This is a genomic window from Pantoea sp. S62, assembly GCF_016658625.1.
Lineage (GTDB): Bacteria > Pseudomonadota > Gammaproteobacteria > Enterobacterales > Enterobacteriaceae > Pantoea > Pantoea vagans.
Map to the genome: position 1 here is coordinate 144,430 of NZ_JACVVI010000002.1, position 16,556 is coordinate 160,985.

Genomic DNA, 16,556 nt, shown 5'->3' on the forward strand with positions numbered 1-16,556 from the left:
AGAGGCAACACGCTAGCGAAAAAGCGTATCGGAGTAAACCCCATCGCAGCTTGACCGGTTCGCTGGCGGCAACCATGCTGTTTATAACCTGAGGACGGACGCCTATGATTCTGGAACATATCGATATTCGCGGTTTCCGCGGCATCAACAAACTCTCACTCTCTCTAACCCGCACCAATCTGCTGATTGGTGAGAATGCGTGGGGGAAATCCAGCCTGCTGGATGCCCTGAGCCTGCTGCTTTCGCCCCATGAACCAGCCTATGATTTTACCCAGGCTGATTTCCATTTCACGCCAGGCGATGTGACCGATCCTATGCGCCGTCTGTCAGTAGTATTTCATTTTCGCGATGACGGCAGCGACCCGGATGCGGTGCTCTCGGCCTTCTGGCAGCACGATGCTCAGGGTCAGCGTCGGCTTTATTACAGTGTTAGTGCCACCTGGCGTGACAGCGGCATCGAGACCCGACGCCGTTTCGTTGATGTGAACGCACAGCTGTTGCCTGAGCAGCACTGCGCGGCGGCCATTGATCTGCTGCTGAAACGCTATCCGGTGCTGCGATTGCGCGATGCGCGTTTCAGCAAACGGACGCGAAACAGTGCACCGGTGTCACTTCCGCATCCTGAGTTGCTGGCGGGGATGGAGACGCTGGCACGCGATCTGGAGCATCATCCCCAGCAGCTCAGTGATGAGGTGCTGCGACAGGGGCTGAAGACCATGCAGCAGCTAATGCAGCACTACTTTCTGGTGCAGTTGCCCGATGCGGGCAACGAACTCAGGTCACGGGATGCGCAGACACGCGACGGGGAAAAGGGATGGCGGGCGCTGGATCATCTCAATCAGCTGATTGCCGGAACCGACTCCCGCAGCCGTCAGCTGATCCTGCTGCAAATGTTTACCCTGCTGATTGAGGCGCGAGGCGATGTCCCGCTGGCCGCTGATGCCCGGCCGCTGCTGCTGATTGAAGATCCTGAAACCCGGCTGCATCCGATTATGTTGTCGGTAGCATGGAACCTGCTGAAGCTGCTGCCGTTGCAAAAAATCGCCACCACCAATTCCGCTGAGCTGCTGTCTCAGGTGCCTGTAGAGAACGTCTGTCGTCTGGTACGCGGCCCCTCGCGCGTGGCCGCCTGGCGTATTGGTCCGGAGGGATTGAGTGCCGAAGAGAGCCGACGCATCGGCTTCCATATTCGTGTCAACCGGCCTGCAGCGCTGTTTGCCCGCTGCTGGCTGCTGGTGGAGGGGGAAACCGAAGTCTGGATCATGAATGAGCTGGCACAGCAGTGCGGTTACAACTTCGCGGCTGAAGGGGTAAAAGTAATTGAGTTTGCTCAGTCGGGCTTAAAGCCGCTGCTGAAGTTTGCCCGCCGCATGGGCATCGCCTGGCATGTGCTGACAGACGGTGATCAGGCGGGTAACAAATATGCCAGCACCGCACGTACGCAGTTACAGCCCGGCGATCCTGAGCCGCGTTTTCTGACGCAGCTACCGGCGCTGGATATGGAGAATTTTCTCTATCACCAGGGTTTCCAGGATGTCTATCATCAGATGGCGCACCTGCCGTTAAACGTTCCGATGAGTTCCAGGCGTATTATTACTAAAGCGATTCACCAGAGCTCCAAGCCAGAACTGGCAATCGCAGTGGCGACGTCGGCGGCGGAACGCGGGCCGGAGGCCATCCCGCCGTTAATACGGCAGATGTTTGCCCGGGTGATTGGGCTGGCGCAGCGCCAGGCAGATTAAGTCTGCTTCGGAAAGAAAAATGCCAGCGGCACTGGCTGGCATTTTTGCGTCACTGTTCAGAGGTGGGGTAAGTATCACGCCACGGCCTGTATCTCAACCGGCACGATGAGGCTAGCGTGATTGCCTTTCGGACCTTCATGAACGTCGAACTGAACCTGCTGGCCTGCCTTTAGCGTGCGGTAGCCTTCCATCTGGATGGTGGAGTAGTGTGCAAAAATATCGTCGCCACCGCCAACCGGACAGATAAAGCCAAAGCCTTTGGAATTATTGAACCATTTAACTGTGCCCGTCTCCATGCTTTTACTTCCCTCGCAAGACATTTTATAAGTAGGTGAGGTCTTACAGGCTGTGAGTCGGATTTGATTAAAACTCAATCAGCGTGTGCAGGTAGAATGTAGAGAAAGCGCCGCTGGCGTCAAGCAAACCACCGGGCCAGGTGGGGAAAAAATCATCAAAATTTGAGGTAGTTAACGCTATTGCAAATTTTGTGATGCAGGTCGCGCAAGGGAATTTCTGAATAAATTTTCAGCAGCGACCAGGAGCTTGACAGGCATGTTAAACTCTCAACATGTAGCCATTAAAAGGCTCAAAGCAAAATCTCAACGGAACACTATGGCAAACACAAACGACTGGCTTAACTTTGAACATCTGGCCGAAGACAAAGTACGCGAAGGGTTAAAGCCGCCTTCTATGTATAAAGTCATTCTGAATAATGACGATTATACACCTATGGAATTTGTTATTGACGTCGTACAAAAGTTCTTTTCTTATGATGTTGAACGTGCAACGCAGCTGATGTTGAAAGTTCACTATCACGGCAAGGCGATCTGTGGTGTATTTACTGCAGAAGTCGCCGAAACAAAAGCGGCCCAGGTGAACAACTATGCGCGGGAAAACCATCATCCGTTGCTGTGTACGCTGGAAAAAGCCTGAACCCGTCTCCATATAGGAAACTGGTAAGGGCGATAATTGGGGGAGGTGCCTAATGCTCAATCAAGAACTGGAACTCAGTTTAAATATGGCTTTCGCCAGAGCGCGTGAGCACCGTCATGAGTTTATGACCGTCGAGCATCTGTTACTGGCGTTGCTCAGTAACCCGTCGGCCAGAGAGGCACTGGAAGCCTGTACGGTGGACATTGTGGCTCTGCGGCAGGAACTCGAAGCCTTCATCGAACAAACCACGCCGGTGCTGCCCGCCAGTGAAGAGGAGCGCGATACACAACCGACGCTCAGCTTCCAGCGCGTCCTGCAGCGTGCGGTTTTCCATGTCCAGTCATCCGGTCGCAGCGAAGTCACCGGGGCAAATGTGCTGGTCGCCATCTTCAGCGAGCAGGAGTCGCAAGCGGCCTATCTGTTACGCAAACATGAAGTCAGCCGCCTTGATGTGGTGAATTTCATCTCTCATGGTACGCGCAAAGACGAGCCGGGCCAGGCGCCAGGCGCTGAAAATCCGGTTAACGAAGAGCAAGCAGGCGGGGAGGAGCGTATGGAAAACTTCACCACCAATCTTAATCAGCTTGCTCGCGTCGGTGGTATTGATCCACTGATTGGTCGCGATAAAGAGCTGGAACGTACCATTCAGGTGCTGTGCCGTCGTCGTAAAAACAACCCGCTGCTGGTGGGTGAATCGGGTGTGGGTAAAACCGCCATTGCAGAAGGTCTCGCCTGGCGTATCGAGCAGGGCGATGTACCGGAAGTGATGAAAGACTGCACCATCTACTCGCTGGATATCGGTTCACTGCTGGCGGGCACTAAATACCGTGGTGACTTTGAAAAACGTTTCAAAGCGCTGCTGAAGCAGCTGGAACAGGACGAACACAGCATTCTGTTTATCGATGAGATCCATACCATCATCGGTGCGGGTGCCGCGTCCGGTGGCCAGGTTGATGCCGCTAACCTGATCAAGCCACTGCTTTCTTCGGGCAAGATTCGCGTGATGGGTTCCACCACGTATCAGGAATTCAGCAACATCTTCGAAAAAGATCGTGCTCTGGCGCGTCGTTTCCAGAAGATCGATATCACGGAGCCTTCTGTTGAAGAGACCGTGCAGATCCTGAATGGCCTGAAAACCAAGTACGAAGCGCATCACGATGTACGTTATACCGCTAAAGCGGTGCGTGCAGCCGTGGAACTGGCGGTGAAATATATCAACGATCGTCATCTGCCTGACAAGGCGATTGATGTGATTGATGAAGCGGGTGCGCGTGCGCGCCTGATGCCAGCCAGTAAGCGTAAGAAAACCATCAATGTCTCTGACATTGAAACTGTGGTGGCCCGTATTGCCCGTATCCCTGAGCAAAGCGTGTCGGCAACCGATCGCGATACACTGAGAAATCTGGGCGATCGCCTGAAGATGCTGGTGTTTGGTCAGGACAACGCCATTGAGGCGCTGACGGAAGCAATCAAAATGAGCCGCGCTGGTCTGGGTCAGGATCGTAAGCCGGTCGGGTCCTTCCTGTTTGCCGGACCAACCGGTGTTGGTAAAACGGAAGTCACCGTGCAGCTGGCGAAAGCCCTGGGCATTGAGCTGCTGCGCTTTGATATGTCTGAGTACATGGAGCGTCACACCGTCAGTCGTCTGATTGGTGCGCCTCCGGGTTACGTCGGATTTGATCAGGGTGGCCTGCTGACGGATGCGGTAATCAAGCATCCTCACGCGGTCGTGCTGCTGGATGAGATTGAGAAAGCGCACCCGGATGTCTTTAACCTGCTGCTGCAGGTGATGGATAACGGCATGCTGACCGACAACAACGGTCGTAAAGCAGACTTCCGTAACGTGGTGCTGGTGATGACCACTAACGCCGGTGTGCGTGAGACTGAACGTAAGTCGATTGGCCTGATTCATCAGGACAACAGTACCGATGCGATGGAGGAGATCAAAAAGATCTTTACGCCAGAGTTTCGTAACCGTCTCGACAACATCATCTGGTTCAGTCACCTGTCACCAGAGGTGATCCATCAGGTGGTCGACAAGTTTATTGTCGAGTTGCAGGCGCAGCTGGATGCGAAAGGCGTGTCGCTGGAAGTCAGTGATGAAGCGCGTGACTGGCTGGCTGAGAAGGGCTACGACAAAGCGATGGGCGCACGTCCGATGGCGCGCACCGTGCAGGACAGCCTGAAGAAACCGTTAGCTAATGAACTGCTGTTTGGTTCGCTGGTGGATGGCGGCTCAGTATCAGTCGCGCTGGATCGTGAGAAAGGTGAACTGACTTATCACTTCCTGAGTGCTGAAAAACGCAAAACCGAAGGCACTGTGCATTAATCACCTGCTACAGATGTGAAAAAGGCCGGATTAAAATCCGGCCTTTTTTTTTCGCTGCAATATGCAGAGCGATGAGATTACTGCAAATTAGCGACTACGGAAGACAATGCGGCCTTTGCTCAGGTCGTACGGGGTCAACTCAACGGTCACTTTGTCACCCGTCAGGATACGGATGTAGTTTTTGCGCATTTTACCGGAGATGTGAGCAGTGACCACGTGTCCGTTTTCAAGTTCTACGCGGAACATGGTGTTAGGTAACGTATCCAGTACGGTACCTTGCATTTCAATATTGTCTTCTTTGGCCATCGAATCCTCTGGGTGTACTACCTTTCAGTTGAACCGGCAAGATAATGCCCAATTCAACGATTTATGTAAAGAACCGTCGGCGATTTTGCCAACGCTTTGCCGGGGTGCACGTCAGTTGCGCGCATCCGGTAAAATTAGGGTGTTTAAGGTGACGTCTGCAGGGGATTAGCGGGCTAAGAATCTGAATCAACCGGTTACATGCGCACGATTGAAAACAGTTCCGAGAGTGCGTTGAGATTCCCAGCCTGGCAATTCCGGCTCGTTATTGCGAAGCGCGGACGACATACCAAACTCGACTATTATACCACTTATGCGCCTTTATGTGTGCAAAACATCTCTGCACGGCTAAAAAAGCGTTTGTGTCTGCCAGCAGCCATCGCTGACCGGCTGGTCAGCAAGGCGTTGTACATATTGCAGATAATCAGCGCGCGGGATCTCCTGCGCGCCCAGCGAGGCAGTATGGGGATTAAGTACCTGACAATCTACCAGTCGGCCCTGATGCCGGATGAAATGCTGACAAAAGACCCATAGTGCGGTTTTGGATGCATTCTGCTGACGACTGAACATCGACTCACCGCAGAAGATTTGCCCCATTGCCAGCCCATACATGCCACCCACCAGTTGATGTTCATCCCACACCTCGATGGAGTGCGCGTGGCCAAGTTCATACAGTCGCAACCAGGCACGCTTCATCTCAAAGGTAATCCAGGTGCCTTCCTCGCGACCGCTGGCGCAGCCCTCAAGCACCTCGGCAAAGGACTCGTTCATTGTCACCCGATAGGGTGAGCGATTGTGAAAACGCTTCATGCTACGGCTGAGATGAAACTGCTCTGGTAACAGAACGGCCCGGGGATCGGGCGACCACCAGAGAATGGGATCGCCGGGCGAAAACCACGGAAAAATACCGTGCTGGTAAGCATTAAGTAACCGGGCAGGGGAGAGATCGCCGCCCATGGCCAGCAGGCCATTTGGCTCACGCAGCGCCATCTCAGGCGGTGGAAAGAGCAGAGATTCCCGTGACAGTTGTACCAGTCTCATCGCGTTATGTTACTCATCGGCATTTCGCTAAGACTATAACGCAATACGCTGCCGGAAACGCCAGTAGCGCCCCGCTTTTGAGATTAATTCCGTATGACTGCCCTGTTCAACAATCGCGCCATTATCCATCACGCAGATACGATCCATGCGCTCCAGGCCACTCAGCCGGTGAGTAACCATGATCGTGGTTTTTCCGGCGGTCAGCCGTTGCAACAGGGCGAGAATATGTTGCTCGGTGGTCGCATCAAGCCCTTCGGTGGGCTCATCCAGCAGCCAGAGATCGCCGTCGTGCAGTAACGCGCGCGCCAGCGCCAGCCGGCGCAGTTCACCGCCGGAAAGCGGGCGACCCCCTTCGCCCATCCAGGCGTTTAATCCTTCCTGGTTCTCAAGCAGGCGCTGCAGGCCAACGTCGTTCAGTACGCGGCATAGCTGTTCATAAGTGGCATCGGGACGAGCCAGCAGCAGGTTATCGCGCAGGCTCTGACTGAAAAGATGAACCCGCTGCGTCACCACGCTGATACGCTGGCGCAACGCGGACTCTGACCAGGCGGTAATCGGCAGATCATTCAGGCTGATGACACCGTGCTGGCTCTCCCGGGCGCGGGTCAGCAGCGCCAGCAGCGTCGATTTTCCGCAGCCGGTCGGTCCCAGTAGCGCAATATGTTCACCCGCGGCGATCTGCAGGGTACAGCCATTGAGTACCTTATCCGGACGGTCGGGGTAGCTGAAGTCGAGCCGATCGATACTGACGTCGAGCGATCCTGATCGGGCGTCTGACTGTGCCGGAAAGGTGATAGCGGGTGACTGATCGATAATGTCATTGACCCGCTGCGCGGCAGTTGTCACCTGCGACATGGGCAGAAAAGCGCCTGCAACCGGTGCCAGCGCCTCAAAGGCGGCCAGGGCGCAGAACACCACCAGCGCAATCAGCGAGCCGGGTAACTGCTGTTCACTGATTGTCGCAGCACCAAGCCAGAGCAGCAGGGTTACGGTTACGCCACTGATCAGCAGCAGCAGGCTCTGGGCGGCGGCCTGTAAACGCTGTTGCTGGCTTTGTGCCTGCTGCCAGCGCTGTTCATCCTGGTCAAGTTGCTGACGCCAGCTCTGCGAGGCACCATATAACGTCAGTTCAGCCTGCGCCGCCAGCCACTGCATCAGCTGCTGACGCCAGCGGGCGCGTCCATGGGCAATTGCAACGCCTGCCGGTGAGCCCAGACGATAAAACAGCGACGGCATCAGAACCAGCGTACTCAGCATGATACCGCCGAGCGTCAGTGCCAGCGAAACATCAATAAAACTCATCCCAAGGGTAACGACCACTATCACCACAAATGCGCCGAGCAGCGGCGAAATGACGCGCAGATAGAGATGATCCAGCGTATCAACATCGGCGACAAAACGGTTGAGCAGGTCCGCCTGGCGGAACTGTGACAGCTGTCCCGGCGAAAGTGCCATCAGGCGGCTGAAGGTGTGGACGCGCAGATGCTGAAGCACCCTGAACGTCGCATCATGACTGACCAGACGTTCAGCATAGCGTGCGGCGGTACGGATGATCGCAGCACCACGGACGCCAGCCGCGGGCAGCATATAGTTGAAGGTATAGAGGCCCACTACGCCTGCTACTGACGATGCGGCGAGAAACCAGCCTGACAGGATCAGCAGGCCAATGCTGGCCAGCAGGGTAGCAATCGCCAGCACGATGCCCAGCGCAAGACGGAAAGGGTGGCGCAGCCAGAGACGAAGAAAAGGACGCAAGGCCGACATCAGCGGATCTCCTGTTGACGATGCTTCAGCATTTCGCTGAAGGCACCGGGCTGTTGCGATAGCTGCTGCCAGTTGCCCTGTTGCACCAGTTTACCCGCCTCCATTACCCAGAGGGTCTGCCAGCGACTCAGCGTATCAATCTGATGGGTAATCATCAGGGTGGTCTGGCAGGCAGCTGCCTGGTTCAGGGCCAGCATCACATGACGTTCGCTGAGTGCATCCAGGCTGGCTGCCGGTTCATCAAGCAGCAATAAATGTGAAGATTTATAGAGCGCGCGTGCGACCGCGACCCGCTGTGCCTGACCCACTGACAGCTGATTACCACCATCGCCGGGCTGAGTTTCAATACCCCTGGGCAGACGAGGCAGGAACTCGTTAATGCCACACGATTCCAGCAGCGTCGCAAAGCGCTCGCTATCCCAGACTGCATTCATCAGGATATTGTCGCGCAAGGTGGTGGCCGGTAACTGAGGATTCTGGCCTACCCAGCTAAGCTGCTGATGCCAGTCGCTCCGCCGTATATCACGCAGTTCGACGCCATTCGCTTTCAGCGAGCCCTGATAAGGCAGGAAGCCAAGCAGGGCGTTCATCAGTGCCGTTTTCCCGGCTCCGCTTTGACCGACCAGCGCAATTTGCTCGCCAGCGGCAATAGTGAAAGTGAGCGGGCCGCACAGCACCTGACCATCAGGCGCGCAGACCCGCAGATCATCGGCGACAAGCGCGATGGAACGGTCGGCTGTGAAAGGTAACTGACCCTCCTGCGGCGCGGCGTCAGGTGTCGCCTGCATAAATGTTTCAAGTGCATCGGCACCGCCGACCGCCTGGGCTTTGGCATGATAGAACGCGCCGAGATCGCGCAGTGGCTGGAAAAACTCCGGGGCGAGGATCAGTACCAGGAACCCGGCAAACAGCGTCACGCCGTGGCCATAATCACCGAAATGTAATTCGCCCAGATAGGAGAAGCCAAAATAGACGGCTACCACAGCAATGGCTAACGAGGCAAAAAACTCCAGCACGGCGGAGGAGAGAAACGCTAAACGCAGCACGTCCATGGTGCGCTGGCGAAAATCAGTGGTGGCGTCGGCAACCGCCTGCTGCTCTGCTTCACCACGATGAAACAGCCGCAGCGTTTCTCTGCCGCGCAGACGGTCGAGAAAGTTACCGCTCAGGCGGGCCAGCACCAGGAAGTTGCGGCGATTGGCCTCGGCCGCACCCATGCCGACCAGCGCCATAAACAGCGGAATCAACGGCGCAGTGGCAAACAGGATCAGACCTGCGGTCCAGTTCAGCGGAAAAACAGTCAGCAGAATGCAGCAGGGGATCAGCACCGCCAGCGTCATCTGCGGCAGGTAGCGGGCGTAGTACTCCTGCATCTCTTCGATCTGCTCCAGCAGCAGGGTTGCCCAGCTCCCGGCTGGTTTTCCCTGAATCCACGCCGGGCCCAGATCAGATAATCGATCTAAGACCTGCTGACGTAAAGCCTGACGGATAGCCTGCCCCGCCCGAAAACCGGTCAGTTCGCGGGCATAGTTGATCAGGGCGCGCAGTGCGAAGCAGAGCAGTAACAGCAGGATGCTGACCGTCAGGGTTTCACGCGGCTGCTGGTCAATGATCAGCGCCTGCAGCAGCGAGGCCAGTAAACCCGACTGGGCAATGATCAGCAGGGCACTTACCATGCCCAGCAGCGTGTTGAGCCGCAACCAGCGACCGGCGAAACGACGTTGCTGACGAAGCCAGCGGGTAAGATGCTGCTGCCGCGATTTGTCCATGCGAGACCATGCTAAATGTCGGTGACAGGGGAAAATGGAAAGACATTTCCATCTCTTCAGGCGCCAGAATCTAGCATGAGAGCTATAAAAAAGGCGACGGAAAAACCGTCGCCTGGAACATTTGAGATCAGAGGGTTAACAACTTACCGATCGTTTTTAACCAACCCGTCAAGAAAACGCTCAGCGTCTAACGCGGCCATGCAGCCGGTGCCTGCCGAGGTGATCGCCTGACGATAGATATGGTCCATCACATCGCCTGCCGCAAAGACGCCTGGGATGCTGGTCTGAGTGGCGTTGCCGTGCAGACCCGACTGAACTTTGATGTAACCGTTCTCAAGCGCCAGCTGACCTTCGAAGATAGCCGTATTCGGACTGTGTCCGATAGCAACAAACAGACCCGCGACTTCCAGCGCTTCTGTTTCATCACTGTTCTGGGTAGAACGCAGTGTCAGACCGGTCACACCCATCTGATCGCCTGTGACTTCTTCCAGCGTACGATGGGTGTGCAGCACGATATTGCCATTGCGCACTTTTTCCATCAGCCGGTCGATCAGGATCTTCTCTGCGCGGAAGCTGTCACGACGGTGAATCAGATGCACTTCAGCCGCGATGTTCGCCAGATAGAGCGCCTCTTCAACGGCCGTGTTACCCCCGCCAATCACTGCGACTTTCTGGTTGCGATAGAAGAAACCGTCACAGGTTGCACAGGCAGAGACACCTTTGCCCTTGAACGCCTCTTCAGACGGCAGACCCAGGTAACGAGCTGACGCACCGGTGGCGATGATCAGGGCATCTGCCGTGTATACGCCGCTGTCGCCAGTGAGGGTGAACGGACGGTTCTGCAGATCAACGGTGTGGATGTGATCGAAAATGATCTCAGTATTAAATTTTTCGGCATGCTCGTGCATGCGCTCCATCAGCGATGGACCTGTCAGATCGTGCGGGTCGCCCGGCCAGTTCTCCACTTCAGTGGTAGTGGTCAGCTGTCCGCCTTTTTCCAGACCGGTGATCAGCACCGGGTTCAGGTTGGCGCGTGCAGCATAAACGGCTGCGGTATAACCCGCTGGGCCGGAGCCCAGAATGAGTAACTTACTGTGTTTGGCCGTACTCATGCGTTCCTCAGTTTCATTCGGCTGACATAGCCTGCGATTGTAGGGAATATCCGGCGACAATAACAAGACTTAGCCAATTTTGTTAACGATAGCTGCAAGTGGCGTAGACGATGAGCGGCGGTTTTGCCTGGTCAATGCGCCAGAATGGGGCAAAAATCGGCTTTAAAGGGTGCAAAAGTGGAAAAATACTCATTTAAAAACAGATACCCAGCGGTCTGTCTGGCATCTTGTCCTGAATTTGGTGATTTTACTTTGACAATCGCCTGCGCTTTTGCGAAAACATTATCAGAAGCGAATAACATTTATCGGAACAAAACAGGTTTTCGTCGCCTGTTTTGCGTGTAACGCCGAATAAAAGCAGCCTGATATGGATAATGACGCATGATGTGGACAGACAACATGCGTCATATCGATAGGTGTCAGATCACAGGCTCTGTTAGCTCACTTCAGAAATGCCCCGAACATTGAGCGTTTTCAGGGCGTGGCAGGTAAAGGGAAGGAATTAAGAGAGACAATAATAATGGTAGACAATAAGAAACGCCCCGGGAAAGACCTCGATAGAATTGACAGGAACATTCTGAATGAACTTCAGAAAGATGGTCGCATTTCAAACGTAGAGCTTTCCAAACGCGTAGGCTTATCGCCTACGCCATGTCTTGAGCGTGTACGCCGTCTCGAACGCCAGGGATTTATTCTTGGTTACACTGCGCAGTTAAACCCGCACTATCTGGATGCCTCTCTGCTGGTATTCGTTGAGATTACTCTGAATCGTGGTGCGCCGGATGTGTTTGAGCAATTTAACGCCGCTGTGCAAAAACTTGAGGAAACTCAAGAGTGTCACCTCGTTTCCGGCGATTTCGACTACCTGCTGAAAACGCGCGTACCTGATATGTCTGCCTACCGTAAGCTGCTGGGCGAAACCCTGTTGCGCCTGCCGGGCGTAAACGACACGCGAACTTATGTGGTGATGGAAGAGGTCAAACAGAGCAATCGACTGGTGATCAAAACTCGCTGATGCGGGGCAGGTGCAAAACCTGTGAGATTTCGGTACACTCCTGTGCATTCATACAGGATCAGCGTCGGGCTTGCCCGACGCTGTTGCTTCTTACTTTACAGGCACCTGGAGAGTCCTCTTGAGCCAGGAATATACAGAAGATAAAGACGTTTCGTTACAATCGCTGAGCAGTGGACGTCGTCTGCTGGAAGCGTTGCTCATTCTGGTGGCGCTGTTTGCCATTTACCTGATGGTTTCACTGGTCAGTTTTAACCCTTCCGATCCGAGCTGGTCGCAAACGGCCTGGCATGAACCTATCCATAATATCGGCGGCAGCGTCGGTGCCTGGCTGGCTGACACCTTACTCTTCATCTTTGGTGTGATGGCGTACGCCATTCCGCCCGTCATTCTGGGTTTGTGCTGGATTGCTTTCCGTCAGCGCGACAGCCAGGACTATTTTGACTACTTTGCCGTCGGGTTACGCTTAATTGGCGTTCTTGCGCTGGTGGTAACGACCTGTGGTATGGCAGCGCTGAACGCTGATGATATCTGGTACTTCGCTTCAGGCGGCGTGATTGGTAGCCTGGTCAGTAATGCTATTGCCCCCTGGTTCAGTCCGGCTGGCGGCACGCTGATGCTGCTCTGCGTCTGGGCGGCGGGGATAACCCTGTATACCGGCTGGTCCTGGCTCACCATTGCAGAAAGAATTGGTGGTGTCGTCATGGGCGTCCTGACGTTTGCCAGCAACCGCTCACGTCACGATGAACCCTGGCAGGAAGAGGATGACGAACGCGACGCGCAAGATTATGCGGATGTCCCTGCATTGCATGCCGCCGATCAGGATGATGACGTGCTGCTGTCTGCGCCGCGTGCTGTCGATCAGGAAGATGATGTGCTGCTTGCCGCGCCACGCGCTGCCGCTCAGCCTGTGCCGACACAGCCGGATCCGCTACTGGCGAAAGCGGCAGCCGCAACCAGTGCGGCGGTAGCCGCCACTGCGGAAGCTGCAGAGGTGACCATTGCTCCCGCAGCGCCGGTTACCGCGGCACCTGCTGCAGCGGCCTTTACTGCATCGGCACCTGCCGCGTCAGCAGCAATACCTGCATCGTCGACGGCACAACCTGCTCCAGCATCTGCACAGAACATCCCTGCATCTTATGGTGCAACGACGGCTCCGGCGCAGAGTGCTTCTGCAGCCGCAGCTTCACCACCGCTTTACCACTTTGAAATGCCAGACGAAGCTCCGGCTGCGCCATCGTTCAATGCTTACGACGATGACGAACCTAAAATGGGTAACTGGCGTGACACATCAGCGATCCCTGCGGCCGCAACAGCCGCCGCTGCCGGAACGGCGGCCACACGTACTGCGCCTGTTTTCGACTTAGCCCCTGAAACCAATCTGAATCCTCAGGTTAAGCAGGGTATCGGACCGGCGCTACCGCGTCCTAATCCGGTAAAACTGCCTACGCGTCGTGAGCTGGCTTCTTATGGCATTAAGTTACCTTCTCAGCGCATGGCTGAAGAGAAAGCCAAAGCGGAAGAGAGCGAAACGGCATCGGCTACGTCGGTTTCCACTGCACCTGATGCTGAAGAGGCATTGCAGCAGGCTGAACTGCGTCAGGCCTTCCAGTCTGAACAACAGCAGCGTTACGGCACCAGCTGGCAGCAGGACGAAGAAGAGGAGCAGGATGCGCAGCAGCAGGATGCACTGGCGCGTCAGTTCGCCGAGCAGCAACAGCAGCGCTATGAACCTGAAGTGAGAAAAGAGCCGGTATTGAATATTGATACTGCCTCCGCGTTCGATTTTTCACCGATGAAAGATCTGGTGGATGACGGCCCGTCTGAACCGCTGTTTACCATTGCTGCGACGCCGGAGCCGGAAGCGCCTGCGGTTTCACACGAACCGTGGCAGCAGGTGAGTGAGGTCTCAAGTCCTCAGGCACCGGCTCAGGTACCTGCACCTGCCCGTTTTGCACCGGCAGAACCTGCCTATAGTGCCCCAGTGACGCCTGCGGCTCCCGCAGAACCTGCCTATCATGCACCAGCGGCACCTCAGGCCCCGGCTTATTCTGCGCCAGCTTACGGTACGCCAGCAGATCCTGAAGCGGGTTATGCCGCGCCGTCTGCGCCTGTGTATGCTGCACCAACGGCGCCTCACGCCCCGGCTTATTCTGCGCCGTCTTATGGGACGCCAGCCGTTGAGCCGGTTCAGCCAGTTGAAGAAGCGAAACCTTCACTGCATGACAGCCTGATCCATCCGTTCCTGATGCGCCACGAGCAGCCGCTGGAGAAACCGTCCACGCCACTGCCTTCGCTGGATCTGCTGACGGCGCCTCCTGAAGAGGAAGAGCCGGTTGATATGTTCTCGCTGGAGCAGACTGCCCGTCTGGTGGAGTCACGCTTAGGCGATTACCGCGTTAAAGCCGAAGTGGTTGGCATCTCACCTGGCCCGGTTATCACCCGTTTCGAGCTTGACCTGGCGCCGGGTGTAAAAGCAGCACGTATCTCTAACCTGTCGCGCGACCTGGCACGATCACTCTCGACTGTCGCGGTTCGCGTGGTGGAAGTGATCCCTGGCAAACCTTATGTGGGCCTGGAACTGCCAAACAAACATCGTCAGACCGTTTATCTGCGTGAAGTCCTGGATTGCCCTAAATTCCGCGACAACCCGTCGCCACTGGCCGTCGTGCTGGGTAAAGACATTGCCGGTCAGCCGGTCGTGGCCGATCTGGCGAAAATGCCGCACTTACTTGTTGCCGGTACTACCGGTTCCGGTAAGTCCGTGGGCGTGAACGCTATGATCATCAGCATGCTCTACAAGGCGACACCAGAAGAAGTTCGCTTCATTATGATCGACCCGAAAATGCTGGAGCTGTCGGTCTATGAAGGCATTCCGCACCTGCTGACCGAAGTGGTCACCGACATGAAGGACGCCGCGAATGCGCTGCGCTGGAGCGTCGGCGAAATGGAGCGTCGCTATAAGCTGATGTCGGCGCTGGGCGTGCGTAACCTGGCGGGTTACAACGAGAAAGTGGAGCAGGCCGAAGCGATGGGCCGTCCGATTCCTGATCCGTTCTGGAAACCGGGCGACAGCATGGATATGACCCCGCCGGTTCTGGAGAAACTGCCGTATATCGTGGTAATGGTCGATGAGTTTGCTGACCTGATCATGGCAGTGGGTAAAAAGGTTGAAGAGCTGATTGCGCGCCTGGCACAGAAAGCCCGTGCTGCGGGTATCCATCTGGTGCTGGCAACACAGCGTCCATCCGTAGATGTGATTACTGGCCTGATCAAAGCGAACATCCCGACACGTATCGCCTTTACCGTTTCGAGCAAGATAGACTCCCGTACCATTCTCGATCAGGGCGGCGCGGAATCCCTGCTGGGTATGGGTGACATGCTTTACATGCCGCCAAACTCCTCACTGCCGGTTCGTGTTCACGGTGCCTTTGTGCGTGACCAGGAAGTACATGCGGTGGTTCAGGACTGGAAAGCACGTGGTCGTCCGCAATATATCGACAGTATTACGGCAGGCGAAGAGAGCGAAAGTGCCGGTGGCATCGATAGCGATGAAGAACTTGATCCGCTGTTCGATCAGGCAGTCGGCTTTGTGGTCGATAAGCGCCGAGCCTCGATTTCAGGCGTTCAGCGTCAGTTCCGCATCGGCTATAACCGCGCGGCACGTATCATTGAGCAGATGGAAGCGCAGGGCATCGTCTCTGCACCAGGACACAATGGTAACCGTGAAGTGCTGTCGCCACCGCCTCACGATATGTAGCGGTTAAATGTTTTGAAACACTACTTGATGAGCCAGTTCCGACTGGCTCATTGTTTTTACGCGGTTAACCCCCATATCTGGATCAGCTTTCGGCTTTTTCCTCTGTTCTGATGACGGAACGGCGACCAGGCTTAATGCAGTTATCGATGGGAACGTTTAAATAAGGAATTGAAGCAGATGAAATTACGCGTAATCGCTCTGGGCCTGTTGGCCACCTTTTCTTCAGCCAGCGTTCTGGCTGATGCTTCCAGTGATCTGCAACAGCGCCTGAACAAGGTCAGCAGCTTCCACGCCAGCTTCACGCAAAAAGTGACCGACAGCAGCGGTGCCAATGTGCAGGATGGTGAAGGCGAATTGTGGGTTAAACGTCCCAGCCTGTTTAACTGGCACATGACCGCGCCGGATGAAAGCATCATCATCTCTGACGGCAAATCGCTGTGGTTCTACAATCCATTTGTTGAGCAGGCGACCGTTAGCCTGCTGCAGAATGCGACCAGCAATACGCCGTTTATGCTGATTGCCCGCAACCAGTCGAATGACTGGAAGCAGTACAACATTAAACAGCAGGGTGACAATTTCGAGCTGACACCGAAAAACAGCGATGGCAACCTGAAACAGTTCACCATTCAGGTGACCTCCAGCGGCACCATTAACCGCTTCAGCGCTATCGAACAGGATGGCCAGCGCAGTGATTACCAGCTGAAAAGTCAGCAGAATGGTGCTATCAGCCCGGATAAATTCACGTTCACACCGCCTAAAGGCGTGACGGTGGACGACCAACGTCAGTGAGG

13 protein-coding genes are annotated in these 16,556 nt (G+C 55.5%); 7 read left to right on the forward strand and 6 right to left on the reverse strand.

Annotated features, from left to right (window positions below):
• Positions 1-104: 104 nt before the first annotated feature.
• Positions 105-1,742, forward strand: coding sequence for an ATP-dependent endonuclease (locus IBT54_RS03205; protein WP_201251565.1), 1,638 nt, complete (start codon positions 105-107; stop codon positions 1,740-1,742).
• 74 nt (positions 1,743-1,816) lie between these two features.
• Here IBT54_RS03205 and cspD read toward each other — a convergent pair whose 3' ends face one another.
• Positions 1,817-2,038 (reverse strand): cold shock-like protein CspD, encoded by a 222-nt coding sequence (gene cspD, locus IBT54_RS03210; protein WP_013357297.1) that lies wholly within the window; start codon positions 2,036-2,038, stop codon positions 1,817-1,819.
• A gap of 316 nt (positions 2,039-2,354) precedes the next feature.
• On the opposite strand from cspD, the gene clpS reads away from it, so the two are divergent.
• Together clpS and clpA are read left to right on the forward strand one after the other, a co-directional pair.
• Positions 2,355-2,675: an ATP-dependent Clp protease adapter ClpS gene (gene clpS / locus IBT54_RS03215; RefSeq protein ID WP_003849318.1), complete on the forward strand. Its 321-nt coding sequence runs from the start codon at positions 2,355-2,357 to the stop codon at positions 2,673-2,675.
• Between the two features lie 52 nt (positions 2,676-2,727).
• The gene (gene clpA, locus IBT54_RS03220) at positions 2,728-5,004 is read left to right on the forward strand and encodes an ATP-dependent Clp protease ATP-binding subunit ClpA (protein ID WP_033732099.1); all 2,277 of its coding nucleotides are present in this window, start codon (positions 2,728-2,730) and stop codon (positions 5,002-5,004) included.
• 87 nt (positions 5,005-5,091) lie between these two features.
• Here the strand turns inward: clpA and infA are convergent, their stop codons facing one another.
• From infA to trxB, 5 genes are all read right to left on the reverse strand, one after another.
• Positions 5,092-5,310, reverse strand: coding sequence for a translation initiation factor IF-1 (gene infA / locus IBT54_RS03225; RefSeq protein ID WP_002211347.1), 219 nt, complete (start codon positions 5,308-5,310; stop codon positions 5,092-5,094).
• A 345-nt stretch (positions 5,311-5,655) separates the two neighbouring features.
• Entirely contained in the window at positions 5,656-6,348 is a 693-nt protein-coding gene (aat, locus tag IBT54_RS03230; RefSeq protein ID WP_110331618.1) for a leucyl/phenylalanyl-tRNA--protein transferase, read from the reverse strand.
• A 33-nt stretch (positions 6,349-6,381) separates the two neighbouring features.
• A complete protein-coding gene (cydC, locus tag IBT54_RS03235) occupies positions 6,382-8,112 on the reverse strand; it encodes a cysteine/glutathione ABC transporter ATP-binding protein/permease CydC (protein WP_201251566.1) in 1,731 nt (576 codons plus the stop codon).
• The gene (cydD, locus tag IBT54_RS03240) at positions 8,112-9,881 is read right to left on the reverse strand and encodes a cysteine/glutathione ABC transporter permease/ATP-binding protein CydD (protein ID WP_201251567.1); all 1,770 of its coding nucleotides are present in this window, start codon (positions 9,879-9,881) and stop codon (positions 8,112-8,114) included. The genes cydC and cydD overlap by 1 nt, the downstream gene beginning before the upstream one ends.
• A 143-nt stretch (positions 9,882-10,024) precedes the next feature.
• Complete coding sequence (gene trxB, locus IBT54_RS03245) at positions 10,025-10,993, reverse strand: thioredoxin-disulfide reductase (RefSeq protein ID WP_013357303.1); 969 nt, start codon at positions 10,991-10,993, stop codon at positions 10,025-10,027.
• A gap of 144 nt (positions 10,994-11,137) precedes the next feature.
• Here trxB and IBT54_RS03250 point away from each other — a divergent pair, with 144 nt between their 5' ends.
• The 4 genes from IBT54_RS03250 (at position 11,138) to lolA (ending at position 16,554) form a co-directional block, all read left to right on the forward strand.
• On the forward strand, positions 11,138-11,338 hold the full coding sequence (locus tag IBT54_RS03250; RefSeq protein WP_135909529.1) for a hypothetical protein: 201 nt from the start codon (positions 11,138-11,140) through the stop codon (positions 11,336-11,338).
• Positions 11,339-11,513: 175 nt separating this feature from the next.
• On the forward strand, positions 11,514-12,008 hold the full coding sequence (lrp, locus tag IBT54_RS03255) for a leucine-responsive transcriptional regulator Lrp (RefSeq protein ID WP_006118610.1): 495 nt from the start codon (positions 11,514-11,516) through the stop codon (positions 12,006-12,008).
• Positions 12,009-12,126: 118 nt separating this feature from the next.
• The gene (locus IBT54_RS03260; RefSeq protein WP_201251568.1) at positions 12,127-15,765 is read left to right on the forward strand and encodes a DNA translocase FtsK 4TM domain-containing protein; all 3,639 of its coding nucleotides are present in this window, start codon (positions 12,127-12,129) and stop codon (positions 15,763-15,765) included.
• 177 nt (positions 15,766-15,942) lie between these two features.
• Complete coding sequence (gene lolA / locus IBT54_RS03265) at positions 15,943-16,554, forward strand: outer membrane lipoprotein chaperone LolA (RefSeq protein WP_003849334.1); 612 nt, start codon at positions 15,943-15,945, stop codon at positions 16,552-16,554.
• The last annotated feature ends 2 nt before the right edge of the window (positions 16,555-16,556 follow it).